Raw genomic sequence first — 25,864 nt, 5'->3', positions numbered from 1 at the left:
ACGCGGCCAGGCGCCGCGTCTCCATCGTCTGTGGGACGCCCGGTCACGGCTGCAGCCGGTACGCTCGCACCTGCGCGCTCGTCGTGATCTTCAGCCGCCCGTCGGCCAGTGCCTCCGTCTGCGCCGCCGCCGTCTCGCCCATCTCCGCCAGCCCCGTCACCTGCGCGCCCTTGAGCCCCAACGCCGGCAGGTCCACAGTAAGCAACGGCGTCCCGCGGTCCGCCGGGTTCTTCTCCACGCGCCAGTCCTTGTCCCACTGGCCCAGCTTGCCGCAGGGGATCACGAGCCAGCCCTTGCCGTCACGCTTCAGCCACGCCGCGCCCTGCACTTCCAGCGGCCCGACGCGCCGCGCCAGTTCGCCCCCGTTGAGATACACGTAGTCAGGGCACTGGACATAGTCCATGCGCTTGTCGTCCACCAGGGCGCTGTAGGCCGTGACGCCGCTCTTGCCGCCGGTAATGACCCAGCCGAACGGTGGCAGCACGTGCTGCTTGCCCCCCTGCGTGACGGTCCAGTTCTCCGACTCGTTTAGGTTGGCCGTGACGACGAGCCCGCCCCGATACGTCACCCGCACCTGACCGCGCCGGTAAGCGTCGCTCTGGAGCGCCTGGCTGGTGGGCAGGAACTTCGCGCCGTCCCAGTAGGCAATGCCCGCGACCGTGTCGGCCAGGTACTCCTGCTGCACGCCCTGCATGAGCGCGTAGTAGTGGATGGTGCGCGAGATGGGCGGAAGGTAGCCATACCCGAGCAGCGCCATGTGGCCGTAGGCGAGGCTGGTGGCGACATACTTATAGAAGACCTGCGGGCCGGGTACGGCGCCGGTGCCGAGGGTCTTGATCTCCTCGTCGGTCAGGAAGCACGTCGGGCCGTAGCCCATCATTGTGCCGATCTGGTAGGGGTGCAGCTTGAGCAGGTCGAAGTCCAGCGGCAGGCGCGGCTGACCGTCGCTCATGCGCACCTGGGCGTAGTCCATGTCGCTCAGGCCGGCGTACATCCAGCGGTAGATGCCCTCGCTGACCGTCGAGCCGTACCACTTGCGGGTCTCGACGAGGCTGTCGCCCACGCCGAGGACCATGGCGCGCGCCATGCCCGCTCCCGGGTAGCCAGCCTCGAAGTCCACCGCGTCCGGGCCGCGATTGGTGGTGACATCGAGGTAGACGCACTCGGGCGGGTACAGCTCCTTCATCTTCTGCCCGGTCTTGCGCGCGAGCACCCACATCTGGTCGGTCTTGGGGCAGTAGCTGCCCGGCCAGGCCTCGGCCAGGTCGCCGGTGGCGGTGATCGAGACCCGGTCCTCATCCCACCACTCGTTCAGCGGCGGTTGGTCGGTCACATCAATGTAGGCCCCGAACATGAAGCCCAGGCCCTTGATCTTGGCGCGGGCCTCCTGGACCTGCTGGATGGTGTAGTCCGGGTGAGGCCGCCAGCGCACCCCGAAGCCCTCCGAGTACGACTTGACGAAGATGCCGGCGAAGTCGTTGGCGATGACATGGTCCAGCCCGTAGCGCTTGAGCGTATCCCACTGGTTGAGCAACATGGTGCGGCTCATGATGAACATGTATGGGGCGAGGCGCTCCAGGTTGGGCGAGCGCGGGTTCTGGTGGTTGGGGAGTGCGTCGGCGAACTCGGGTGAGGCCGTGATGAGCAGCCGGTCGTGCAGGTCGTTGCGTTGCCCGTTGGTCAGCGGCGTGTAGACCGTCTGCTTGAAGAGCTGCAGGCGACCCCCGTCGGGCTTGGCGAGGACGCCCTCGACGTTGGAGTAGTCCGAGTGGTACAGGTCCGGCACTACGGACACAAGCAGCCCGCCGCCGACGGCCATGCCGGTCATACCGCCGAAGCGGCTGAACTTCAGGTACGGCACCTCCACGGCCTTGACATCCGGCAGGCCCTCGACGGCGCCAAAGGCCGTGCCGCTCGCCCAGCCGCCGGTCGCATACACGTTGACGATCAGGCTGCGCCCGTCGAGGGCGTAGTCCGTGCTCCACTGCTGGCCGTCGGCGGCGCGCCACCGGGCGGTCAGCTTGCCGCCGGCCAGTTTGCTCGACACCAGCTTGCCGGCCAGCGGCTTCGTGTCCGCCGCCAGCACCCCGCCCCCGACGCAGGGCCGGAACGGCGGACCGCCATTCCACCGGGCGCTGATCCCGTCCATGCAGCCCTGGCCCAGGTCCACCTCGTAGACCAGCTTCCCGGTGGGGGCGGTGCTGGTGAAGCGGGCCCCGGCGGGGGTCTGCTCCGCGGCCGTCTTCACGCCGGCGGGCGGGGTGGGCAGGTTACCCCGATCGGTGACAGGGAAGACCGGCTTCTCGGGGCGGCCGGCAGGCCTGGGGTGGCGGTTGCCGTTGTAGAAATGCAGGCCCTCCAGATAGAGCGTGTAGTCAGCCTTCGTCTTGTCGGCGGTGAACTGCAGGGCCTTGAAGTAAAGCGGCGGCTGCCACCGGGCGCGCTGCTGCGCCGGGATCGCGCCATGCAGCAGCATCCAGTAACCCATGCGGATCGGGCCGAGATCCACCACGGTCTCGGCTCCTCGGGCGTCGGCCAGCAGGGCGCTGGCATTGATCTGCGTGAAGTTCTTGTCCATGAAGTGCAAGGGGCCATAGACCCAGCAGTTGGCGGAGTCGCACGTGCCGTCCAGGCGGATTGGCTGCGGCGGGCGCAGCGCGATGGCCACGGGCTTGTCGGACTGGCCGAGGGTCAGCTTGCCCACCGAGGGGCGCCACAGTCGCTGGGCCACCGAGGCCGCCAACGTGACGCTGCCCGCGCTGCGGTAGTCCACGGTCCAGCCGTCCAGCCGGTCGAACGTCACCTGCAGCCCGGGGTTGGGGCGGCCGGACCAGGTCAACTCGTAGGCCTGCACGCCGGTCTCGCCCGCCGGGACTTGCGCGACGGCCGGGGCGTGCTTGATGTCCAGGCCGCCGAGGACCGCGCGCTGGAGGCGCTCCAGTTCGGCGCGGGGCAGGGCCCCGACGGTGAGCTTCTCGACCAGCAGCGGCGCCCGGTCGGCCTTCATGGCCGCCGCCAGGCCGAGGAAGGTGTGCTCTACCGTCAGCTTGATCGTCTGGCCCGACACGAGGCCGTCGAGGCTGAGCAGGTAGTCGTAGTCCTGCCCGGTCCCGGCCCAGTTCCCCTTGGGGTTGGCGTCAAAGACGGTGAACCAGCTATAGCTGAAGTTGCCCCATGAGGTGTCGCGGTACCACTGGAAGTGGTACTGGGTGCCGGGGGGATCGAAGTTGGGCTGCTTGTTCAGCAGCCGGGGCGCGAACCAGTTGTCGCGCACAGGGGCGCCGTCCACGAGCACGCGCAGGATGAAGTTGCCGCCGCCGCCCCCGGCCGGGACCCGTGCGCGGACGAAGAGCACCGGCGCCTGGTCAGGCGCCAGGTGCGGGGCCGCGACGGTGAAGTCCCGCGTCTGGCCCTCCTCGATCTCCAGCGGAGCGGCGATCACCTCGGCGGGGGCCACCAGGGGCGTCGTTTGACTGTGCGCCAGTGACGCCGCCACCAGCAGAAGGGTCAGGTACAGGCAGCGAGTGCGCATGGCAGGCTCCTGGGGTGCCGTCGGTACGGGGCTCCTTCGCCCCCCAGTGGCGCGCAACCTGCGCGGGCGCAGGACGGGGGGCCGCCCATGGCGAAGGCTAGCCGGGACAACTGGTCTTCACGCCGACGAGGAGGTCGTGCCATGGACCATGATCCTCCAGTGATGCCGCCGTCCGGAAGTGCACACGGCCCCGAAGACCGCCTCCAGCGCCTCGAAGATGAACTGGCAGCCCTGCGCGACCGCCTGGAGCGCATCGAGACCGCCTTCGGCCTGCGGTACGCAGGGCGACCCGCGCCACCGCCCCCTCCGCCTGTGCCGGCACCACCGCCACCGCCCGCACCCGCGCCGTCCGTGATGCCGCCTGCACCACTGCCAACGCCGACCGCCCCGAGGCCGGCTCGACAGCCGCGGCCCGCGGCGCCCGAGGGCTTTGAGGCGGAGATCGCACTGAAGTGGTTGGGCCGCGTCGGGGCGCTGGCGCTCGTTGTGGCGGCGGCCTTCTTCTTGCAGTATGCCTTTGCCAACCACTGGATCGGGCCGCCGGGGCAGGTGGCGCTGGGGGTGCTGGTCGGCGTGGTGCTCCTGGCGTTGGGCGAGCGGAACCGCGCTAAGGGCCGGCAAGCGCTGGCCGAGGCGATGATGGGCGGGGGCATTGCCCTGTTCTATGTCTGCGTCTACGCGGCCTATGCCCTGTACCGGCCGCCGCTGCTGGACCAGCTCCCGGCCTTCGTGCTGATGGCGATCGTGACCGCCCTGGGTGTGGCTGTGGCGGTGTATGCCGATGCGCTGAGCATGGCCGTGCTGGCGACGCTGGGCGGGCTCTTGACCCCGGTCCTGGTCCGCAGCCATGGCGGACCGGGCGATGCGTACGCCTCGATGGTCAATCTCTTCGGCTATCTCATCGTGCTGGACGCGGGGTTGCTGGCGCTGGGGCTGTTCAAGCGGTGGCGGGCGCTGCAGTTGCTCAGCCTCATCGCCACCTGGCTGGTGATCTGGGGCTGGCTGAGCGACCTGCACGATCCGGCGGTGGAGCTGGCCGCCATCACGCCCATGACCGTGCTGTTCCTGGTCTTCGCGCTCATGCCGGCAGCGTACGGCTGGTGGCGCCGCGCGAGGGCGGACGAACTGGACATGGGGCTCATCCTGACCAACCCCGTGGTCTTCTTCCCGACGGTCGCCATGGTCCTGTCCCAGCAGCATGACGAGGTGCTGGGGGCCAGTGCCGTGGCAGTCGCCGTGCTCTACTTCGTGCTCACGACGGCCGCGTGGCGCATCAACCGGGCGGACAACCTGCTGAGCCTGTCGTGGCTCAGCCTCGGGGCCACCTTCGTGACGGTGGCCGTGCCGCTGCAGTTCGAGGGGCTGTGGGTGCCGCTGGCCTGGGGGCTGGAGGGGGCGCTGCTGATCGGCGCAGGGCTGGCCCTCGGGAGCGTCGCCGTCCGGGCCATCGGGGGCGTGCTGCAGGTCGTCGTGGGGGTGTGGGTGCTGCTCATCGTGTTCCTGTACGGCGACAGTCTGCCTCCCGGCAGCGTCCCGTTTCTCAACCGGGTCTTCCTGTCGTGCGTCGGGGTCGTGCTGACGCTGGTGGCGTCATACCTGCTCTACGTCTGCGCGCCCCCGGCGGGCCGCGACGAGGAGACCGCCCAGGCGCGCGGAGGCCTGCTGTTCTGGCTGGCTATCCTGGCGCTGGCCCTGCCGACGATGGAGTGCATACGGGCCGAGGTGGACGGACGCTTCCTGTTCGCCTGGTGGGCGCTGTGTGGCCCGGCGCTCGTGAGCCTGGCGGGCCTGGGCAGGGAAGGCAAGGCTGCGGCGTGGGTGGGACTGTTGTCCCAGGGCGTGCTGGCGATCTGGACGCTGCAGATCTGGTGGCTGTACCGGCCCGAGGCGATGCCGGTCCCCTTCGTCCGGCTCAACTTCGGGCTCTTCGTGCTGGGGCTGGCGTCGCTGGGGAGCCTACACCTCCTGGGCCGGCGGCGGCTGGTGAACGACCTGACCGGCGCGTGGCCGTTGCGCGCGCTTGTGCCGCCGGTCCTGGCCTTCATGGGTCTGTGGGGGTTGACCGCAGAGATCCACCAGACGGCCGGCGCGCTGGCGAGCGTCGGGGCGGGGCGAGGCTTCCTCGTGAGCGTCCTGTGGTGTGTCTACGCCACGGGGCTGGTCGCTGTCGGCATGTGGCGGCGCCATGCCGCCACCCGGCTCATGGGCGTATGGCTGTTCGGGATCGCCGTGGTGAAGGTGTTCCTGGTGGATGCCCGGGCGCTGGGGGGCATCTGGCGCGTGCTGTCCTTCGTCTGCCTGGGCGGCCTGCTGCTGGGGGTGTCGTATCTGTACCATCTGTACGGCGAGCGGCTGCGGGAGTTCATGCGGGGCGAGGCCGGCCCGACGGCGGAGGAGACCGAGGACCACAGCGACTACCGGCCCTGATCGGCGCCCGGCGACATCCGGGCGATGAACTCCTCGCGGGTCATCCAGACGAACCGCACCTCGTGCCCCGAGCCCGCGGCCGCCGGGCCCTGGTAGACGCGTTTGATGAGCCGCATGTACCAGGTGAAGAACCGGCGCCGCCAGAGCGGCTCGAGCGGCTCGCAGTGGAAGCCCGCACGCGCGGCGGGGCGGTGGAAGAGCGTGATGGCCGTCAGGCCCCGGACGTTGGCCAGGCGAGGGTCCTCGACCAGCAGGCGCGCGATCTTGCCCATGTCCGGGATGGTGTGCCGCATCAGGCCCCCGAAGCGCTCGGCCGCCTCGCCGGGAAGCTGGTGGAGCAGTTCGTTGTGGAAGTGGATGTCCAGGCAGCGGTCCCCCGTCTTGAGAACCTCCCGGCCGTCCAGCAGTCGCGCGGGTCCGCGGTACGTGTAGGGCAGCACGTGAATGCTGTCGGTCATCCCCAGGGCCCCGCTGAGGCGGGCGAAGAGCCGCTCCCAGGCGATCCAGGTTCGCACCAGCGCCGAGCGCCGAGGGGCCGCCGCCAGCAGGTCGGACAGCCGGGCGAGGCCGTAGCCCCGCTCGCGCAACTGCGGCGCCACCGCGCGCAGGGCGGCGAGCATGTCCGCCACCTGTGCGCTCTCGCGGGCGGCATCATGCAGTAGCACGACCGACCCCGGCCGCACCCGCGCCAGCACGCGACGCTCGATCGCTGCCGGGCCGTCGCGCAGCCAATCCCCGCTCTCGACGTCGTACAGCGCCAGGCGCAGGCCCGACCGCCGCACGGCCCGCAGCGTGAACGCGGTGACCATGCCCCACGGCGGGCGGAACAGGTGTGGCGGGGAGCCGAGGGTCCCGGCGACCGTCGCACGGGCTCGCGCCATGTCGGTGCGGACCCACGGGGTCGGGCGCAGCCAGTGGTGGCGGTGCTGGTGCCCGTGGAGCGCCACCTCGTGGCCCTCGGTGACCATGCGGCGCAACAGCTCCGGATGGGCAGCGGCCCGCTCGCCGAGGACGAAGAAGGTAGCCTTGAGGTCCAGCTCGGCCAAGGCGTCGAGCACCAGGGGGGTGGTCTGCGGGTCGGGGCCGTCGTCGAAGGTCAACGCCACTTGTGGGGGACCAGGGACACGCAGCGGGCGGCGCCGGCACAGCCGCACCCACAGCTCCGGTAGGAGCCACACGACCAGCACGATCAGGATGACAGCGCACAGGGCGACGAGCATGTCACTCCGCCTGCGGGAGGGCAAGCTGCCTGTCTATCGGGTACAGGCTGTACACGAGCGCGATGAGCAGCAGGGCGACGGCGCCGCCGACGAAGGGCGCGGCCGGACTGATCCGCTCCCAAAGCAGCCCCGCCATCGGGGGACCGCACGCGGCCCCGAGGCCCTCGAGAGTGGTGAACACGCCCCACATGCCGCCGCGGCGGTCATCCGGCACGGTGCGCGCCAGCAGGGCATTCCAGGAGGTCAGAATCAGGGCATACGAGCCGCCCAGCAGCCCCGCCACGACTGCCCCCTCAACCGGCCGGTGCACCCACGCCAGCGCCGCCAGCGGGCCGGCGGCGATGACGAACCCCACGCGGAGGAAGAGGCGCGGGCTACGGCGGTCCACCAGCCGCGAGATGGGCACCAGCAGCAGCACCGCCACCGACCCGCCGCCCAGCAGCAGCCACACGACCTGCCCGGAGGTCCACTGCAGCACGGTCGTGGCATAGCGCTGCACGACGGCCAGGACCATCGCCAGGATGAAGGTCTGCAGGAACAGGCCCGGCACCAGGGCCCGGGCCGCCAGGAGCGCCGCGCCCAGGCGTCTGACATAGGTGCGCACGCCGACGCGCGGGCGGGCCGCCCGGTGGGGCGTCCGCTCGTGCAGCAGGCGTGTGCCCAGCCAGGCGACAGCACCGGCCCCCGCCGCGACCGCCGCCGCCCCGGTCAACATGGCGAAGGTGGGGCCCAGCAGCAGCCGGTCGAGCAGGAGGAGGCTGCCCAGCGTGCCCAGGCCACCGCCGACCAGCCAGGCGATGAAGATGACGCTGAGCGCCTGGGCCTGACGGGTCGGCCCGGCCACGCCGGTGATGCCGGCCATGACGGAGGTCCACACGGGAGCCATGCCGGCGCCGACGAGCATCACACCCACCGCCAGGCCGCCCAGGGCCCGGGAGCAGGCGATGGTGGCGACCCCGGCCAGCAACAGCAGCGCCGCGAGGCACGAGGTGCGGGCCGCGCCGAGGCGGTCCACCATCCAGCCCGAGGGCGAGCGCAGGAGCGTGTCGGAGCCATACAGCAAGCCGCCGGACAGCCAGCCGAGCGTGATGACAGAGGGGAGGTGCAGGCGGTGCTGCAGGACGGCGGGGAGCGCCGCCAGGAAGAGTGCGCTGCGCGCGAACTCGCCGCACCCCAGCACGAGGAGCTGAGCCATTGCGACGACGCCTTTGAGGCCGTAGGGGATGCGGGTGATCATGGTTGCTGTGGAGTCGGCGAGCCCTGTGGAGCCCGACAGAAGTGTCGGGCGTACCCCCTGAGATCGCAAGGGATCTCTACGCCTGACAGTTACGCCGGGCGCTGGGTCGTCTGTGCGGCCTGCACGTGCCCCAGCATCGTGGCCACGATGGTCTCGGCCGCCCGGGGCCGGGCGACACGGGCGGCGGCCTCGCGCATGACCTCGAGTTGCTCGGGATGGGTCAGCAGATCAGAGAGCGCCCAGCGCAGGTCGGTGGTGCGGTGAGCGACCACGGCGGCGCCGGAGCTGGTCAGGAAGCGCGTGTTCTGCTCCTCCTGGCCGGGCAGCGGCCGGAAGATGAGCATGGGCAGGTTCATGGCGAGGGCTTCGGAGGTGGTGAGGCCGCCGGCCTTGGTGACGACCAGGTCCGAGGCAGCCATGAACAGATGCACCGGCTCGACGAAGCCGAAGACGCGCATGCGGCCGAGGTCGCACGCGAGCGCCTCGCGCTGGAACCGCCGGTACGAGCGCGGATCGCGGCCGCACACCACCAGCACCTGCACCTCCGGCGGCAGTCGCCGCAGCAACCGCGGCATCTTCCCCAGACGCGGCAGCACGCCGTAGGCCCCGCCCATCATCAGCAGCACCGGGCGGTCCGGGTCGAGACCGAGTTGCTGGCGCGCCGCGCGGCGGTCGAGCGGCTCGGCGAACTGGTGGCGGATGGGGATGCCGGTGGCGTGGATGCGGGCGGGGTCGAAGCCCCGCTGGATGACGGCCTCGCGGATCTGCTCGGCCCCGACGAAGTACATGTCCACGGCCGGGTGGAGCCACTGGCTGTGGACGGTGTAGTCGGTCACGATGGTGGCCACCGGCACTCGCGTCGCCCCCAGCTCGCGCAGGCGGGACAGCACGCCGGCGGGTGTGGGGTAGGTGCAGATGACGAGATCGGGATCGTAGTCGGCGATGAAGCCATGCAGGGCAGCCAGGCCGAGGCGGTTGAGGCGGCGCTGGACGCGTGAGTCCGGGGCGATGGCCATGGTGCGCCGGTAGAAGTCGCCGTAGATGCGCGGCGCCAGGCGCAGGCTCTGCAGGTACCCAAAGCGCATGAGCGAGTAGAACGTGTGGTTGAGGAACTCGCCGAAGTCGGCCACATGCACTGTGGCGGATGGGCACTGCCGGCGCAGCTCATCCTCGATCGCCACGGAGGCCTGCCGGTGTCCCTCGCCCAGGCTGGCCGACAGGATCAGTACTCGTGTGTCCACTGCTGCGCTCCTCCTACGACCACGGCACCCCCCGCCCCCAGGACTGCGCCGCACATCGGATGCGGCGTCGCTCTGCGCCGCCAGTGGCCCGCAGGCACGCAGAATCGCCTGGGGCGGGGGCGGTGCGGCGACGACCACGGGGACCGGCGAGGCGAGAACCGAAGGCATTATGCGCCATACCCGGCGCGGAATCAAGAGGAGACGCGGCAGGCGAGCGGCAGTGCCGTTGGAGCGCGGCTCCCCAGAGCCGCAACCCGCGTGGCCTTCCGGTGCGGCTCTGGAAAGCCGCGCTCCAATGGGGGCCAGGCACGGACCGGCGGGTGTAGAAGGAAACAGGCCCAAACCTAGCGAAATCTTTATTGGACATGGCCGGGGGAAGTGGGTAGACTCCCACTGTTGGGGGCGGGGGGCGCAGCCATCGCGACAGGAGGTGGTGTCCGGACACGACACCCCGGGGCACGGCACATCGCAGCCAATATCGCGGCAGGCCCTTTGTTCACCGCTAGCCTGGGGCCTGCAAATCGGAGCCACCCGATGGAGCCTTCGCGTGTCAGGCGGTCCTTTGTCCTTGATACCAGCGTGCTCATCCATGACCCGGATGCGCTCTTTGCCTTTGACGAGCACGAGCTGATCCTGCCGTATGTCGTCGTGCACGAGGTGGATGGCCTGCGGCATTCGCCCAATGGTCGCGGGGCGGCGGCCAACCAGGTCGTGCGACACCTCGAGGAACTGCGTCTCAAGCAGCCCTCCCTGCATGATGTCCCCCTCGGCGAGCAGGGCGGTTTGCTTTCGGTCTATCTCCCGGATTCCATTAGCCTCCCCCCCGCCGAAGATGTCCCCAAGTCGCTGCGCGATGATCTCATCATTGCCTGCGCCAGAGAGATCTCCACCGTCCGCCCGGAAGTCATCATCGTCTCCAAGGACCTGGGCCTGCGGGTGAAGGCCTCGGCGCACGGGCTGGCCGCGCAGGACTACCGGCGCAGCAAGGTGCAACAGGTGGACTACGCCTGCGCCGGCCTGCGCCCGGAGGTGCTGGAGATTCCGGCCGCGTACGGGCCGGACCTGCACACCGACACCGTCCCGGCGCCCGACGGCCTGATGGAGAACGAGTTCTGCTACGTGACGCTGGCCGGCCATGCCTCCTCGGGCCAGTTCCTGTGTCGCCACAAGCAGGGGAAGCTGCACCTGGTGCCCACGAAGTGGCGCAACACCCAGGGCATCAAACCGCTGGACGACCAGCAGCGCATGGCGATGGATGTGCTGCTGGATGAGGACGTGCGCTGCGTGGCGCTGATCGGCGTGGCGGGCGGGGGCAAGACGCTGCTGGCGCTGGCGGCGGGGCTGGAGATGCTGGATGCGCACGAATACGAGAGCATCGTGGCGATCAAGCCGATCATCCCGGTGGGCAAGCGGGATATCGGCTACCTCAAGGGCGACAAGGACGAGAAGCTCTACTCGTGGCTGATGCCTATCTTCGACAACCTGCGGGTGCTGCAGATGTACCGCAAGCGGCCACTGGACCCGGAGATGATGCGCGAGTCGGGGCAGTTGCAGATGGAGTCCATGACGTACCTGCGGGGTCGGACGCTCCATGGGTACTGGGTCATCCTGGACGAGATGCAGAACACCACGCCCCTGGAGGCGACCACGGCGCTGTCGCGCATCGGCGAGCGCACCAAGTGTATCCTGCTGGCCGACCCCTCCCAGATCGACAACCCCTACGTAGACGCCCAGTCGTGCGGGGCCGCCTTCGCGGTCAACAAGCTGCAGAACCACGCGATGTTTGCGGTCGTGTCGATGACGGTGTCCCAGCGTTCCCCGTTCGCCCAGTTGGTGGCGGACCGCATGCGGCTCGGGGGTCCGGTGGGGTAAGCGAGCGGGGGACGGCACCTACTGCTTGACAGAGGCGGGCGCATCCCCTACCCTACATGCAAGTACTTGCTTGCATCAACGTGTGGTCTCGTTTGTTGCGGGGACGATGCTCCACATCGAAGGCGGGGTGGCGGCCCAGAGTGGTGCGCAGTCTGACGCCGACAGCCCCCCGCCGTGGCCCCTGACACAGAGCCGACAGACGATGCCTGTACCCCGCCCCATCAGGTGCTTGTCTCCGGAACGGGCTATCGTATACAATTGCTGCTCTACCATCATGCCACTTGGCGTGGGAGTTGGGTCTGGAGCCAGCTTGTCATGCAACGCACGCAGTACGACTTGCTCAGCGTCGAACCCACACCCGGAGCGGGACGACCCTACACGGTGCGCGGCCTGATGGCCGAGCAGCAGGTGGATGTGTCCACGCGCTATCCTGTGCCGCTGCGCCTGGCGGCCGGGCTGGCGCGCCTGACGCCGCGCCGCCGCATGCAACTGCTGGGCCTGGACTTCGGCGTGGAGGCCAGCACGGCACACCTGGACGTGCATGCCACGGGCCTGCTGGCGCCGCTGATGAAGGACCAGATCAAGCGCCTGCGCCGGCTGTTCGAGCGCGTGCCGCCGCCGGTGGGGATGCGCGATGGCGGCTTCGTCTACAACCTCTACCAGCCCCCCTTGCCCTCGGTGCGCTTCGCCAACCATCTGTGCCGGGTGGCACTGGAGGGCCGGACGCCCTTCCGCCCGACGACCTGCACCCTGCAAGTGACGACGCGCTGCCAGCTCAACTGCGCGCACTGCAGCGCGGCCCGGTTCAAGACGCGCGACCGGGAGGAGCTGTCCACCGAGGAATGGGTGTCCGTGGTGCGCCAGGCGGAGCGTCTGGGGTGCTACAACATCGTCTATACCGGCGGCGAGCCGCTGCTGCGGCCGGACATCTTCGAGCTGATCGGGGCTGTCAACCGCGACCGGGCACATGTCGCCATGTTCAGCAACGGGCTGCTCCTGACCGAGGAGAACACCCGACGCCTGGCGGAGGCCGGCCTCTACTCGCTCATGGTCTCACTAGATGATCCGCGCCCGGAGGCCCATGACCGGCTGCGGTGCTTTGAGGGCGGGTTCGAGCGGACGAGGGCCGGCATCGGCCGCGCCCTGGAGGCGGGGCTGCTGGTGGGCATCTCGACGTACGCGACGCCTGAGGACGTGCACGAGGGCCGCGCGGAGCAGATGATCGAGCTGGCGCGCGACCTGGGCGTCCACGAACTGACGATCTTCGACACCGTGCCCACGGGCCGGCTGCTGCCGCTGGAGCAGGATCAGCTCCTCTCCCCCGCCGACAAGCAGAGCCTGATGGCACTGGAGCGGAGGTACAACGCGACGCCGGGGTACCCGCACATCGTGACTCAGGCCTTCATCAACGGGCCGGAGGGGGCGGGGTGCTTCGCAGGGCACGCGCAGTTCTACATGACGGCCTTCGGCGACCTGACGCCCTGCGACTTCACGCCCCTGACCTTCGGGAACGTCCGCGACCACACGCTGCTGGAGTGCTGGGAGAGGATGCTGAGCCACCCGGCGTACCAGCAGCGGTGCGACCATTGCCGCATGCAGGATCCCGAGTTCCGCCGCCAGTACATAGACCACATCCCCGACGAGGCGCTGCTGCCCTGGCCAGCCCTCGATGCGTTGCGTGACGAGCCCCATGCGCCCTGTTCTGTAGCCTGTCAGTCTGTCGGGGGACCGCTGCCTGCCAAGATCACTCGACAAACCTGAAGGGGCCCGCATGAGGGTGCTGCTTGTCCACCCGCCCCACGTGGGGCGTCTGGGACTGCAGGACATGGTGCTGGTGGAGCCACTGGCTCTGGAGCGTCTGGCGGCGGCCGTGCCCGAGGCCGAGGTCGCGTTGCTGGACATGCGCCTGGAGCCCGACCTGGACGCGACTCTGGCGGACCTGCAGCCCGACCTGGTCGGCCTCACGTGCCCCTTCACCACGCAAGTCCGCGTTCTGCTCTCCCTGGCCGCGCGCGTCAAGCAGGCCTGTCCGAGCGCGTTCGTGCTGGTGGGCGGACATCACCCCTCGCTCCGGCCCGGGGACTTCCTGCATCCTCACGTGGACGCCATCGCCTGCGGCGAGGGCGAGCACACGCTGGCGGAGCTGGCCGAGTGTCTTGGCAACGGGGATGAGCCGGCGCGCGTGCCCGGGCTGGTTCTCAACCGCGCCGGGGTCCAGGAGCCGACGGCGCCGCGTCCCGCCATCGCCGATCTCGACAGCCTTCCCCTGCCCGCCCGGCATCTCACGGCACGCTGGCGCCGCCGGTACCACTGGATGAACCAGCACCCCCATGCGCTGGTGGAAACCTCGCGCGGCTGTCCATATCGATGCAACTTCTGCAGCGTCTGGCGGTTCCACGGCTCACAGGTGCGGTATGCGTCGCCCGAGCGGGTGGCGGCGGAAGTCGCGGCTGTGGAGGCTCCGTGGGTGCTGTTCACCGACGACAACTTCCTCCTGAGCGTGCCGCGCGCGCGCCGCGCCGCGGAACTCATCGCCGCCCGCGGGCTGCGCAAGCACTATACCTTCCAGGCGCGGTCCGACACCATCGTGCAACACCCGGACCTGCTGGCGCAGTGGCGCGACATCGGCCTGGTCTGTGTCTTCCTAGGGCTGGAGAAGACCACTGACGAGGCGCTGGCCGACATCGACAAGGGTAACACGGCCGCGAACAATGAGGCGGCCATCCGACTGCTCCAGGACCTCGGCATCGGCTTCACTGGCAACTTCATCGTGGACCCGCAGTGGGAACCGCGCGACTTCGCTCAGTTGCGCACCCACGTGCGGGAGCGCGGGCTGTTCAACAGCTCCTTCTCGGTCCTGACGCCGCTGCCGGGGACGCTGCTGTTCGGGGAGCTGGAGGAGCAACTGGTCACGCGGGACTGGGAGCAGTTCGACCTGTGGCACAGCGTCCTGCCCACGAAGCTGCCGGTCGAGCAGTTCTACGCGGAGTTCGCCAGCCTGTGGCAGGCGGCGGCGGGATCGGCGTCGCGGCAGCGGCGTCTACGCCGCCTGTGGCGGGGCTTGCTCGCCATGTTGCGTGGCGAGGTGGACGTGGCGCAAGTGAGACGGCTCCGGCAGGCCCTGCGCAAGCTGTGCGATCCCCGGAGCTATCTGACGTGACCGCTACGGCGGCTACGCCGTCTCCTCAGCGCACGTCGTAGCCCGCTGCCCGCAGCTTCGCCTGCCAGACGGGCAGCTCCCGCGACAGCCGCGGCCGCAAGCTCCGGTCCGCAGTGAGGACCACCGCCCCCGACACCGCCAGCGACGGGAAGCGCAGGCGGATGACTCGCCCGCTTCGTTCCGCCTCCTGCGCCTGTATCCCCCGACATGACACGCTGAAGACGTCGGATACCTGGAGCCATTGTGGCAGGGCGACCTCGACTGTCACGTCCGCCGCCTCATAGCTCTTCACGGGCTGGGGCTGACGGGCGTTGAAGTTCGAGTCGATGTTGAGGTTCACGACCAGCAGCACGAGGGTCTCGGGGCCGCAGACGATGGCGCGGGCATGGGCCGCGGGGCCGCCGCGCGGGTTGTGCTCGGGGGTGCAGCGGGTGACGGACGCCAGGTCGGACACGTCCCCCATCGCCAGCAGCGGCCCCAGCAACTGCAGCTCGGCATTGACGCGGCCGCACTCGGCCGTGGCAGCCCTGAGGCCCTCCAGGAGCTCCGGTGGGATCGTGACCCCGAAGGCCTGTGGGTCCTTCTGCGCGGTCATGTTGAGGCGAATCGCGTCGTACTGCTTGGACAGCCATGAAGGGGGTTTGAGGTAGTTGACCCCGTAGTTCCAGTTGAGCGCCCCCTTGGCGCCGTCGGCCAGGCAGGAGTACACCAGCAGGCGGTGCTCGCGCGGGTCCAACGGGCGGTACTGGCCGACGACCTGTTTGGTCTGCGGGTCGAGCAGCACCGCGGCTTCCAGGTTGCGGAAGTACGGCCAGAACGGGCGGCGCGCGGTGCGCAGCTCGCGCCGGGAGATGTCGCCGGGGGTCTGGAAGTCCAGCGCGCGGCGGAAGCCCTCGGAGTCGGGGATGCCGAAGTCAATGCCGTACTCGTGGGAGAGCGCATCGGCCAGCTCGACATAGCCGATGTCGGCCCACGGGGCCATGATGTTCATGCAGTACGGCGCCAGGGGCAGGCCCTTGTCGGCCATCAGCGCGTCCGCGGCGACGAGCATCTGCCGGGCGTCCTCAGGCGTCTTCTTCCAGCCGTCAATCTCGTCAATCCACCAGCCGACCAGCGGGGCACGCGCGGCGGGCCGGCCGAGGTAGGCGTCCAGCGTTTTGGCGTCAGGGTAAGCATACGGGAAGTAGCGCAAGCCGTGGCGCGCCAGCTCGGGCAGGTTCTCCCACTTCGCGCCGCAGAAGCCGACCTCGGAGAAGCACAGGCCGGCGATCTCGGCAACTTCGGCCGGGCCGGGCTGCCGGCCGAGGATGACCAGTTGCACGGGGAAGCGCGAGGGGAAGGCGCGCACCGCGTGTCCGGCCGTGACGCCCCCGGCGCGGACGGTGACGACGGTCGGGGCGCCGGGCGTCAGGGGCTGCGGCAGCTTCACATGCAGGGGTAGCGTATCGGCCCGCAAGCCGCCGAGCGTCTTCACGTCGGGCTGCAGTCGCGCCGTCACCTCCTGCCCGTTCACGGCCACGCGCTCGAGGGGCCGACCGACGAGCTTGCCCGAGGCGGCCACGTAGGTGTCGAGTGTCTGCAGGGCGTCGTCGAAGGCGATGAAGTTGACGCACAGCGGCGGGGGTTGCGGGGACAGCGCGAAGATGACTTCCAGCGGCCCGCCGTCGCCCTCCAGCCGCAGGCACATGGGCCCGACCGGGGCGCCCAGCACGACCTGCGCGGCGTGCGCGAGAGACAGGCTGGAGAACTTCACGAGCACCTGCGCCACGGCGCCCGGCGGCACTGTCTGCGGCCATGCTCGCCACCAGGCGAGGCGGCCCTGCTCGCGGAGCGTCGCGGCCGGTACGCCGTCGAGGGCCAGGTCCGTAATTGCCGCTGGCGCCTGGCTGCGATTGCGCACATAGAGCGCGAGGCTACAGCGATCCGGCCCACTGATCGTCGGCGAGAGCGGCGCGACGGCATACTCCACCGCCTCCACGCTCCAGACTGCGCTGGCCTGTCGCACCTGCGGCCCGGCCTGGAGGGCGGCCTGTGCGGCCGGCGTCGTGTCGGGCAGGGCCGGGGCGTCGCTCACGGTCAGCAGGTGGAACCGCGCGGGGGACTGGGCATAGACGCCCGGGCGGCCGGCGCGCCCGGCGAAGGGGTCGCGGGACACGCCGACCGGCTTGCCGTCCAGCTCGACGAGCAACAGACCTCGGGTGATCGTGACGCTTCCACGGTAGCTCCGCCCCGGCTCGCAGGCGAAGGGGCGCAGGCCGGTGATGCGCTTCTCGCCGTCTACCCTCATCAGCAGTGCGGTCTGTCCGTAGGCTCCGAAACGCACGGCGACCCAGTTGCGGTCGTCGAGGAACTTGCACATGAGGCCGAAGCAGCCGTCGCCGCTGGAGTTGCGGTCCGTGGCCGTCGCCTCGACGGTGATGACGCCCTCGGTCAGTTGCTCCTCGCGCACGGCGTAGGTGTAGATGTCGGTGGCGCGTTGCTGGAGGAGAGCGCCGTCCTGCCACTGCCAGTCGCCGCTGGGCAGCTCCCAGCCGGGGCGGCGGGAGGAGAAGTCGTCGCGGAAGTCCAGCGCCAGAGCCGGAGTCACAACAGCCAGGGCGACAAGCAGCGCGAGGTACCGCATGGCCGTCTCCTCAGTAGTCGTGCTCGTTCACCGGCAGGGGGTCCTGGGTGGCGGCCAGGCGGTCCATCAGCAGGGCCTCCAGCTCGCGGCGCTGCGACAGACAGCCGGCCTCGCTCCACAGATTGACGAACTCCCCCGGGTCGTGGCGCAGGTCGTACAGCTCCCCGCCGAAGCGCTCCCCGGCGTCCCGATAGTCCACGTAGTGGATCAGCTTCCACTCGGGCGTGCGGATGCCGACCTGCCAGACCAGTTGAGGGTCCAGGCCGCGAGCGGCCAGGTCGGGCGCGTGGCGCTCCTGGATCAGCACCGCCTCCTGGCCGCGCGCGCCGGGCTCACCGCGCAGCAGGGGCACGAGGGACCGGCCCTGCACGCCGGGCGGGATAGCGACGCCGCACTGCTCGAGCAGTGTGGGCATGATGTCCACCTGCTCGACCTGGGCGGGGTCTGTCCCCGGAGGCGGCGCGCCAGCGCAGCCGCAGGGGGCTGACCCCCTCCCTCGTTCGTCGGGGTCAGCCCCCTGCAGGCCGACGCTGTCGGTCTTCCGGGGACAGACCCCTGGCGCCCGCCAGATCATCGGGATGCGGATGACCTCGTCGAACAGGAACGGCCCGTGCCGCCACTGCCAGTGGTCGTTGAGTGACAGCCCGTGGTCGGCGGTGAAGAGCACGATGGTGTTGTCCGCCACGCCGCACTGGTCGAGCGTCTGCAGGAGCCGCCCGAACTGGTGGTCCACGAAGCGCAACTGGTCGTAGGCGCCGGCGATGTATTGCCGGAGTGTCGCCTCGTCGGGCTGGCGGCCGTTGGCGACGTAGCCCTCATAGCACTGGCGGTACCACGGGGGTCGGCGTGCCAGGTCGTCCTCGCGCAGCTCGGGCACGGTCATGTCGGCCGGGTCGTACAGGCCGGCATAGCTCGGCGGCGGCGTGCACGGCGGGATTAGCTCGTGGAAGGAGCACTGGCAGAAGAAGGGCTGTCCCGCTTGCGCCTGGCGCTCGATGAAGCCGCGCGCCTGGTCGGTGATCCACGTCAAGTCGTGGGCCTCTTCGGGCATGTGGTCGCGCTTGAGGGCGCGGTCGCGCAGCTCCGGGAAGCGCTCCTCGATGAACTGCATGTACTCGGCGCCGAGGTGGTTCTCGCTCAGGTGTACTTCCTGGAAGCCGTAGTACGGCCCGGCGATGGCGGGCGCCAGCGGGCGGTACGGCTGCTGGGGCTCGTGGTGGATCTTGCCGGTGGCACAGGTGGCGTAGCCGGCCTCGCTGAGCGTCTGCGCGAGCGTCACCTCACTGGTGCGCAAGGGCACGCCATTGGCCCACACGCCGTGGATGTGCGGGAAGCGGCCGGTGGCGATGGAGGCGCGGGTGGGCATGCAGACCGAGTGGACGCAGTAGGCCTGACTGAAGGTGACGCCCGAGGCGGCGAAGGCGTCGGTATGGGGCGTGGCGCCCAGCGGGCTGCCCAGGCAGCCGAGGAAGTCCGTGCGCAGGCCGTCCACGATGAAGAGCAGGACGTTCGGTCGGGGCATGGGAGCCTTCCTGACGAACAGTTGCGGGCGTGAGGACACGCCCGCCCACACGACCGAGGCCGCGCCGCTACATGATGCGGTAGACGTGCACCTCGAACGGGTCGTACATGTCCATGAAGGTCTTCTGGTCGGGCTTCAGCTCAAAGGCGGGGCGCTCCTCGAAGAGCGGCTGGACGGATTTGAGCCCGCCGGGGAACTCATACGTGCCCTTCATCACCGCGTCATCGAGGTTGACGGTCAGCAGGACATACCCGCCGTCGGGGTGCTGCTTGAGCAGGCAACGGAGGGGCGACTGGCTGATCGGCTCGCCCTCGGTCTTGACCGAGTACTTCACGCCCTCGGGCGCGGTGGGTGACAGCAGCGCCGGGGTCAGCTCCTTGATCTCCCGGTTGATGAAGGTGGCGGCCTGCCACAGGGCCGCGGACTCGACCCGCTCCATCGGCTTGACGGGTGTGGGATGCGGCTGGCCGGGGACGCCCTTGAGGTACTGCGTCAGCGGCTCGGGCGCCATCCCCATCACGCCGCCATCGCGGCAGACGTACGTGTCCCAGCAGAAGTAGATGATCCCGGTGGCGCCGTGGATGAGGCCGGCGTACACCTGCGCGCGCAGCTCCATCGGCGTGGCGAAGCGGAAGGGGAAGGCGCCGTGGGAGCGCTGGCTGAAAGCGCCGACGATCAGCCACACGGGCTTCTGCTCCTTGTTCACCCCGGCGGCCAGGGAGACGGTGGTGGGGATGCCGCTGCGCGAGCCTTCGTCGCTGATGGTCGGTGAGCGATGCTTGCGGGCGAGGATCGGGTAGTTGTCGTGGCACGAGACGTCGCCGGCGGTGTTCCACTTGGCCCACCACGTCGTCGCCGGGGCGGTTACCCACGGGACGTCGTTGATGAACACCACGCGCCCGGGCGCGGCGGCGTTGATCTGCTGCTTGTAGGCCAGGAACTCCTGGTACTTCCCCTCCATGTCCTTGCCCCAGAATGACCCGGTCGGCTCGTCGCGCCACACGTTACCCAGCCACGCGGGGTGGTCCTTGAACTGGGCCGCCTCCTCGGGCTTGATCGGGTTCATGATGACGACCTGCAGTCCCGCGTCCCGGCCCTTGCTGAGTTGGTCCTCGATGCTGCGCATCCGCCACGGCCACATCGTGTTGAAGCCCGCGTCGGTGAGCACCCTGAGGTCATATTTGACCCCGTAGATCTCGCCGTACGGATTGCCCCACACGCCGACCTGGAAGAAGGACTTCTGGGGGTCGTAGGCCATGAGGCGGTTGCCGTTCTTGTCGGTGTGCGGGACGCCGCCGCGGTACACGATCTGCACGGCGTTGAAGTCGCTCATCGCCTTCAGGAGCGCGTCGGCGTCCTGCGCGCAGGCGGGTAGCGTGGCGAGGAGGGTGAGGGCGGCAAGGGTGCGGGTCATGTGGCCTCCATGAGTCGCCCCTCCGGGGCTCGTGCCCGGGAGGGAGAGGGGAGTGGCGCCGCGTGACGGGGGCTTCCGCCCCCGCCTAGATTGAGTCGGCCCTCCGGGCCTCACGGCGACGGCCCCGCCGCGACAGCCTCGCCATGGCGGCGGCGCCGCAACAGCCGCGGCGGACTCGGCACAGCGGCGCGGTCACAACGGCCTTGCTGAGACGACGCAGTCGCGGCGGCCTCGGTGAGACGACACGGTCGCGATGGCCTCGATGCGACGTTAGCGGCCGTTGATCCTTGAGCGCCGGAGGCGCGGCTCATGATAGGCGGGGGCGGAAGCCCCCGTCACTCCGGTGCCCCCTCCTCCCCTCCGCCAAGAGCCCCGGAGGGGCGACACCCCTTCGCTCGCGGTCACCCTACGCCCCGGCGCGCAACTCCTCGTAGTACCCCGCATACGTCGTGAACGTCATCCCGAGCTGCTTGGCCCGCACGAGCAGCAACTCGATCGGGTCCACGCCGGCGCCGAAGCGGGCGATCGAGGACGGGTGCTGCACCAGCGACACGAAGTCCAGCTCTGTCTCGCAGGCGTGCTCCAGCCAGCGGCCCTCCTGGGCGAAGAGCTCGACCACGGTCTTCGGCGCCCGCGTCGGCAGCGCGAAGTCGTAGACCGGCGGGAAGTACGTGGCGTGGGCGGTCCAGGCTTTCAGTACGTTGTCATGCCAGCCGTGGCCGGGGATCTCGGTGATGTCCCCGTAGCCATCGGCCTCGTAGGTGTACGGCTGGGCCATGTCGTTGGGGATGGTGCCCAGCGGGCCGCGCAGGTCGGCGCTGATGAACTGGATCCCGTGGCGGCGGAACATCTCCAGGCGGTCCGGCGCGCCGGTGAAGCCGTTCTCGAAGCCGCAGCCAGGCCGGAAGCCGATGCTGTTGCACTCGAAGACCTCATCCACCAGACGCTTGCCCTCGGCCACCTCGAACTCCATCTCCTCGAGGCTGATGCCCGGACCGTGCTGGGGGCTGGTGCGCAACATCCGGTGGGAATACGAGTGGCTCTCCACATCGAAGAGCGGGTCGTCCAGCAGCTTGCGGAAGGCCGGGCCGTGCTTCTCCAGCAGCTTGCCGACGATGAAGAAGGTGGCCGGCACCTCGTGCTTGCGGTGCAGGGCCACAAGCTGCTCAGCGGCGGGCAGGCACAGATCAATGTGCTCGGTGTCGTACGCGGCGATGTAGCGGGTCACGTTAGCCTCCGTCAGTAGGGCGGGCAGCTCGCCCGCCTATGGCATTGCGCGGGCGAGCCGCCCGCGCTACTGGTCAATGTGGGGCGTCTCTCGCCCTACAGGCGCCACGGGGGGCGCTTGCGGAAGGGCGACTCGAAGTCGCGCGTCAGGGCCCCGCGCTGCTCGAGATGCACCATGCAGGCGCGCAGGCAGCCGCGCCCGCCGCACAGGGCCGAGTTGTAGCCCGAGGCGCTGCCGTAGTACCGCCGCAGGAGGCCCTGCACCTGCAGCGTCTCGGCCGGCGTGAGGGCCTTCTCGCCGCGCAAGATCGCGTCGCCATCGGGCAGTTCGGCGAAGGCATCGCGCGGCAGGAACGGATTGGTCTCCTTGTTGCTGCCCATGTAGCCGTGGAAGCACTGCCACTCGGCGAGCTTGCCCCACGCCAGTTCGCGGCCGGCGACCGTGACCTTCACCTGCTCGGTGCCGCTGATGGCGTCCACGGGGCATTCCCGCACGCAGGACTGGCAGCGGTCACACAGACCGCCCTCATAGAGTGGGTCCGGCTCCAGCGGGGCGTCGGTGAGCATGAACGCGAAGCGCTGGCGCGGGCCGAACTCCGGGGTGAGGAACACCTTGGAGTAGCCGATCTCGCCCAGGCCGCAGATGAAGGCGGCGATGCGGAAGTGGAACATGACATCCGGGGCCGGGCGGCCCGGCGCAACGGGCTCGGAGAAGCGCAGGGAGCGCCCGTGGTCGGCCGTGTCCTGGCCGCCGGTCATGTCCGACACGACCTGCCGCGCGCCGGTGTTGCGGAAGACGCAGGCCTCGTAGCGATGGTCCTCCAGGAAGCAGGCCAGCTCGTGCAGCACGACGGGCCCATAGACCTCGTTGATGTTGGCGTAGCCCATCGCCGGGTACTGGTAGAAGTGCGTGCCCTCCTCGATGCCGCGCAGGTAGCCGCGCGGGATGCGGAAGGCCAGGCCGATGAGGGCCCTGGCGTCGGGGAAGATGAACCGGGGGTCCATCTCGGGCGGGGCCCCCTCGAAGCGGTCCAGCGAGCCGATGCCGACGAGATCGGCCCCGGCTTGCTTCGCGAAATCCTTGACGTCCTGTGCAGTCAGCATGGTGCTCCTTTGCGGCACGGCGTTACATGGCCTCTGAAGTCGTGAGTTTGGGCTGTTCGCCCTGCATGGTCTGCTTGCACTGCCGCACCCAGTACAGGTCGAAGGTGCAGTCCGGCGGTGTCTTGGTGCCGTAGATCACGCCGTACAGCGTCAGGGCCGTGATCTGTGCCGGCGCGGGCTTGCCGGGGTCGCCGCCGAGGCCCGGCTTCCAGATGTACGTGGTGGGCGCTAGCTGTGCCGTGCCAGTGGGCGAGAAGATGAACCAGTTGAACTGCTTGCTGCCGTCCGCAGCCAAGTAATTGTACACAAGCTGCAGGAAGACCTCGCGGGATGGCTTGCGGTAGCGGATCTCGAAGTACGGGTAGTCGGCCACCGACACCGGCGGATCACACTTGAAGCCTGTGGCGGCCTTGATGCCGCTCAGCTCCGCCTCGGGGGCGACATTCATCGCATAGCGGGCGAAGTCGCCCATCGGCGTGACACTGATCGCCTCCGGGGTGCTCTTCCAGTCGGGGCTGTTCTTGTACACGCGATACAGCACGGGTGCCGGGGGCTTGTCGCCGGAGCAGAAGGCGTGGAAGCCGTCGCCACCGGTGAGCAGGATCTGCCCGAAACGTTTGGCGTCGTTGAAGCCCTCCGGGGTGACGGACCAGGACTGCAGTTCGGCGCCCTGCGTTCCCTGCTGACCGGCATAGCGCTCGCGGCAGACGTTGCCTGTGATCCGCACGCCGGGGGCGACCGTGCAGCCGATCTCGGACAGCGGCACGGACAACTCGACCGTGTAGCCGCCCGCGTCGGTCTGCGCTGCGGCCTTGAGGCCCTGGCAGTTCCAGGCCTTCGAGGCGATCATCGCGCCGCCTTCGTTGCGCTGGTAGTCGAGGTCCTCGACGACACCCTTGCTGTTGACGATGATCTGGTAGGTGCGTGACTGGTCGGCCACACCGGTGACGTGCAGCTCGATGCAGTCATCGCAGAACACGTCCTCATCGTGGGTCGTGCATTCGGCCTTGAGCTTGGTGACCTGCGGCTCGGCGCAGCGCACCAGCAGGTACAGGTTCGCGGCGTCGTGGGCGAAGCGGAAGGTCGTCCCGGCCTGTGGCGCCTTGCCCGACTTCCAGTCGTTCATCACGCCGACCGGGGCGGCGGCCCAGCAGGGGTCATCACCCCGGCCGTCAAGGGCGGGGGGCTGTGGGGCTGCGTAGGACATCGTCTGGGAGATGCCGGCCACGGGCTGCTGCTTCTTCTGCTCGGCGTATATGCGGGCCTCGGTCTCGACGTGCTCCAGGAAGCCCTCGCGCACCCACGTCACGCGCGTCTTGTAGGGCTCCTCGGTCGCGAGCCTAGTCGCTTCCACCACGTACCCCCGCAACTCCTGCAGCACGGCCGGCGGGAAGAGGATCTCCCAGTCCACGGCGCCGTTCCAGGAGCGTTCGTTGGTGAAGGTGTCCGGACCGCGCAGCTTCGGGTCAGTGACGCGGTCCTCGATGCGCGTCCAGAAGCGGCTGATTGGTGTGGCGGCGGGGCCGTAGAAGAGCCGGTAGTGGTCGGCGAGCAGCTTGCCGACATCCCGGCTCGTGTCGTCGTACATCTTCATGCGGACCCAGTAGTTCAGGTACAGCCAGATGGGGTTGGACCACACGGCCCAGCTGTTCTTGGCGTCCTCGAAGCCGTAGCGGTCCTCGCCCTCGTTGAACTCCGCGACGACGCCCATCTGGTACAGCTTCTTCACGTCTTCACCCAGTAGCTTCGGGGCCACCCGCGGGAACCCGGGCTGCCAGCCCCGCATGGCGCTGTAGCACGAGTACTCCCAGGTGCCGATCCACTGGCACTTGGCCTGGTCGCGGTAGGCGCGGATGAGCTTGTAGGCGGTCTCGCGCAGCTCGGCGGTCCAGTTGCCCAGGTACGTGCAGACGGTCACGGCGACGTTGGGCTCGAGCGTGAAGTCCTTGGGCGGCGGCATGTAGTTGTGGTAGGCGATGCCGGCGATCCACTTGTCGGGGTGGGTCTTGCGCAGCTCGCGGGCGCAGCGGTTGACGAAGTCCCACAGGTAGAAGCTGACCGAGCCGTCGGCCCCGCCCCACATCGGCGTGTCCGCGACCGGCCGGTTGTACTGTGCCCGGCACGCCTCGCACTGGCACATGGCGTAGTTGTCGTTGAGCACGATGCCGAAGAAGCGGCCGGCGGTGCCGAAGTACGCCGCGCCGGGCTTGGCGCCCCTGGCCTGGCTGTCGAAGTGGTCGCGCGCGTCGGCCATCTGCTGCTCAAAGACGCCGGGGGCAGTCAGGCACGGGTTGCCGGTCTCATGGAAGGCGTTCGAGAGGTCGTTCGGGCGCTTGGCCATGAGGTCGGCGATCTTGTCGGCGGACTTGTACGAGAACCAGTCCGGGTGGTCCTTGCCGAACCGCTGCAGCCAGTTGCCGAAGCTGTGGTTCGGGCCATAGCGTTCGCCGCCGACCTTGTTGCGTAGCAGCCAGCGCTGGACCTCGACGACGGGGAGCATGTCGGACAGCTTGATGGGGATGCGGTACAGGCCGCGCCGCCAGCGCTCGCTCTCGTCGTCCGGCACATCCTGGCCGGTCAGGTCCGGCCGCATCGGGCGGCAGAACATGCTCTTGCTGACCTGGTATGGGTAGAACGAACTGGAGCGGAAGTCGGTGCGGCGGCGGATGGTCTGGCCCATCTTCGCCACCAGCCGCTTCGTCTGCGGGTACACCATCCCCGCCTCCGAGGGCAGGTACCAGTGCACCCCGCAGCACTGCTCGAGAAACTCGAAGACCGCCAGCGCCGAGCCGTTGGGCTCGCCGTTGAAGAGGTGGTTGAGGCTCTCCCACTTCGCCTCGTCGGTGACGGGGGCATCCCCGCCGGCGAGGACGATGACGCCGTTCTTCTCACCGATAAGGAACTCCCAGGGCTGGAGCTGGTCCACGGGGAAGCCGAGGGACTTGCCGAGGGCGGTGTTGCCGAGGGCGATAGCCGTTCCCCCTCCCTTCTGCGCTCGCTCGCGACCGCCGGAGGGGGTAGGGGGTGGGACGCCTTCGCGCACGACCGCCGGCTTCACCCCCGTGATCTTCTCCAGATGGACCTGCAGTTCCAGGGCGCCGTACTGGGCAGCGGTGGTGGCGTTGGCGGCCAGGACGATCGTCGTCGCAGGCTTCGTAGCGTCCAGGACGAGGACGTCGCGGGCGTGGACGGCGGCCGTAAGGGTGGTGAGGGCGAGGAGGCTGAGGGCCACGAGGGTGCGAGGCATGGTCACATTCTCCCGATTGGCGTGGCGTGTGGATCGCG

At 69.4% G+C, this 25,864-nt stretch carries 14 protein-coding genes; 4 read left to right on the top strand and 10 right to left on the bottom strand.

Annotated features, from left to right (window positions below; translation table 11 throughout):
• Positions 1-43 precede the first annotated feature (43 nt).
• A complete protein-coding gene (locus LLH23_13625; GenBank protein ID MCE5239510.1) occupies positions 44-3,532 on the bottom strand; it encodes a hypothetical protein in 3,489 nt (1,162 codons plus the stop codon).
• A gap of 141 nt (positions 3,533-3,673) precedes the next feature.
• Here LLH23_13625 and LLH23_13620 point away from each other — a divergent pair, with 141 nt between their 5' ends.
• Entirely contained in the window at positions 3,674-5,959 is a 2,286-nt protein-coding gene (locus LLH23_13620) for a DUF2339 domain-containing protein (GenBank protein ID MCE5239509.1), read from the top strand.
• Here LLH23_13620 and LLH23_13615 read toward each other — a convergent pair.
• The 3 genes from LLH23_13615 to LLH23_13605 all read right to left on the bottom strand — a co-directional run bounded on the left by LLH23_13615 (position 5,947) and on the right by LLH23_13605 (position 9,657).
• A complete protein-coding gene (locus LLH23_13615; protein ID MCE5239508.1) occupies positions 5,947-7,179 on the bottom strand; it encodes a polysaccharide deacetylase family protein in 1,233 nt (410 codons plus the stop codon). The genes LLH23_13620 and LLH23_13615 overlap by 13 nt on opposite strands.
• Position 7,180: 1 nt before the next feature.
• On the bottom strand, positions 7,181-8,416 hold the full coding sequence (locus LLH23_13610) for an MFS transporter (protein MCE5239507.1): 1,236 nt from the start codon (positions 8,414-8,416) through the stop codon (positions 7,181-7,183).
• An 89-nt stretch (positions 8,417-8,505) separates the two neighbouring features.
• A complete protein-coding gene (locus LLH23_13605; protein MCE5239506.1) occupies positions 8,506-9,657 on the bottom strand; it encodes a glycosyltransferase in 1,152 nt (383 codons plus the stop codon).
• 534 nt (positions 9,658-10,191) lie between these two features.
• Here LLH23_13605 and LLH23_13600 point away from each other — a divergent pair.
• The 3 genes from LLH23_13600 (at position 10,192) to LLH23_13590 (ending at position 14,689) form a co-directional block, all read left to right on the top strand.
• The gene (locus tag LLH23_13600; GenBank protein ID MCE5239505.1) at positions 10,192-11,529 is read left to right on the top strand and encodes a PhoH family protein; all 1,338 of its coding nucleotides are present in this window, start codon (positions 10,192-10,194) and stop codon (positions 11,527-11,529) included.
• 315 nt (positions 11,530-11,844) lie between these two features.
• Positions 11,845-13,290: a radical SAM protein gene (locus tag LLH23_13595; GenBank protein MCE5239504.1), complete on the top strand. Its 1,446-nt coding sequence runs from the start codon at positions 11,845-11,847 to the stop codon at positions 13,288-13,290.
• Positions 13,291-13,300: 10 nt separating this feature from the next.
• The gene (locus tag LLH23_13590) at positions 13,301-14,689 is read left to right on the top strand and encodes a B12-binding domain-containing radical SAM protein (GenBank protein MCE5239503.1); all 1,389 of its coding nucleotides are present in this window, start codon (positions 13,301-13,303) and stop codon (positions 14,687-14,689) included.
• 25 nt (positions 14,690-14,714) lie between these two features.
• On the opposite strand, the gene LLH23_13585 is transcribed toward LLH23_13590, so the two are convergent.
• The 6 genes from LLH23_13585 to LLH23_13560 form a co-directional block, all read right to left on the bottom strand.
• On the bottom strand, positions 14,715-17,312 hold the full coding sequence (locus tag LLH23_13585; GenBank protein ID MCE5239502.1) for a hypothetical protein: 2,598 nt from the start codon (positions 17,310-17,312) through the stop codon (positions 14,715-14,717).
• Between the two features lie 10 nt (positions 17,313-17,322).
• Complete coding sequence (locus tag LLH23_13580) at positions 17,323-18,834, bottom strand: sulfatase-like hydrolase/transferase (GenBank protein MCE5239501.1); 1,512 nt, start codon at positions 18,832-18,834, stop codon at positions 17,323-17,325.
• A 67-nt stretch (positions 18,835-18,901) separates the two neighbouring features.
• Positions 18,902-20,248: a hypothetical protein gene (locus LLH23_13575; protein MCE5239500.1), complete on the bottom strand. Its 1,347-nt coding sequence runs from the start codon at positions 20,246-20,248 to the stop codon at positions 18,902-18,904.
• A gap of 406 nt (positions 20,249-20,654) precedes the next feature.
• A complete protein-coding gene (locus LLH23_13570; GenBank protein MCE5239499.1) occupies positions 20,655-21,476 on the bottom strand; it encodes a polysaccharide deacetylase family protein in 822 nt (273 codons plus the stop codon).
• 95 nt (positions 21,477-21,571) lie between these two features.
• Positions 21,572-22,579, bottom strand: a complete 1,008-nt coding sequence (locus tag LLH23_13565; protein MCE5239498.1) for a 4Fe-4S binding protein — start codon at positions 22,577-22,579, stop codon at positions 21,572-21,574.
• 22 nt (positions 22,580-22,601) lie between these two features.
• Positions 22,602-25,826: a DUF4838 domain-containing protein gene (locus tag LLH23_13560; GenBank protein MCE5239497.1), complete on the bottom strand. Its 3,225-nt coding sequence runs from the start codon at positions 25,824-25,826 to the stop codon at positions 22,602-22,604.
• Positions 25,827-25,864 lie beyond the last annotated feature (38 nt).

The organism is bacterium, assembly GCA_021372615.1.
Lineage (GTDB): Bacteria > Armatimonadota > Zipacnadia > Zipacnadales > UBA11051 > JAJFUB01.
Note: the sequence above shows the minus strand (reverse complement) of the source record. Positions and strands in the feature narration are given on the sequence as shown.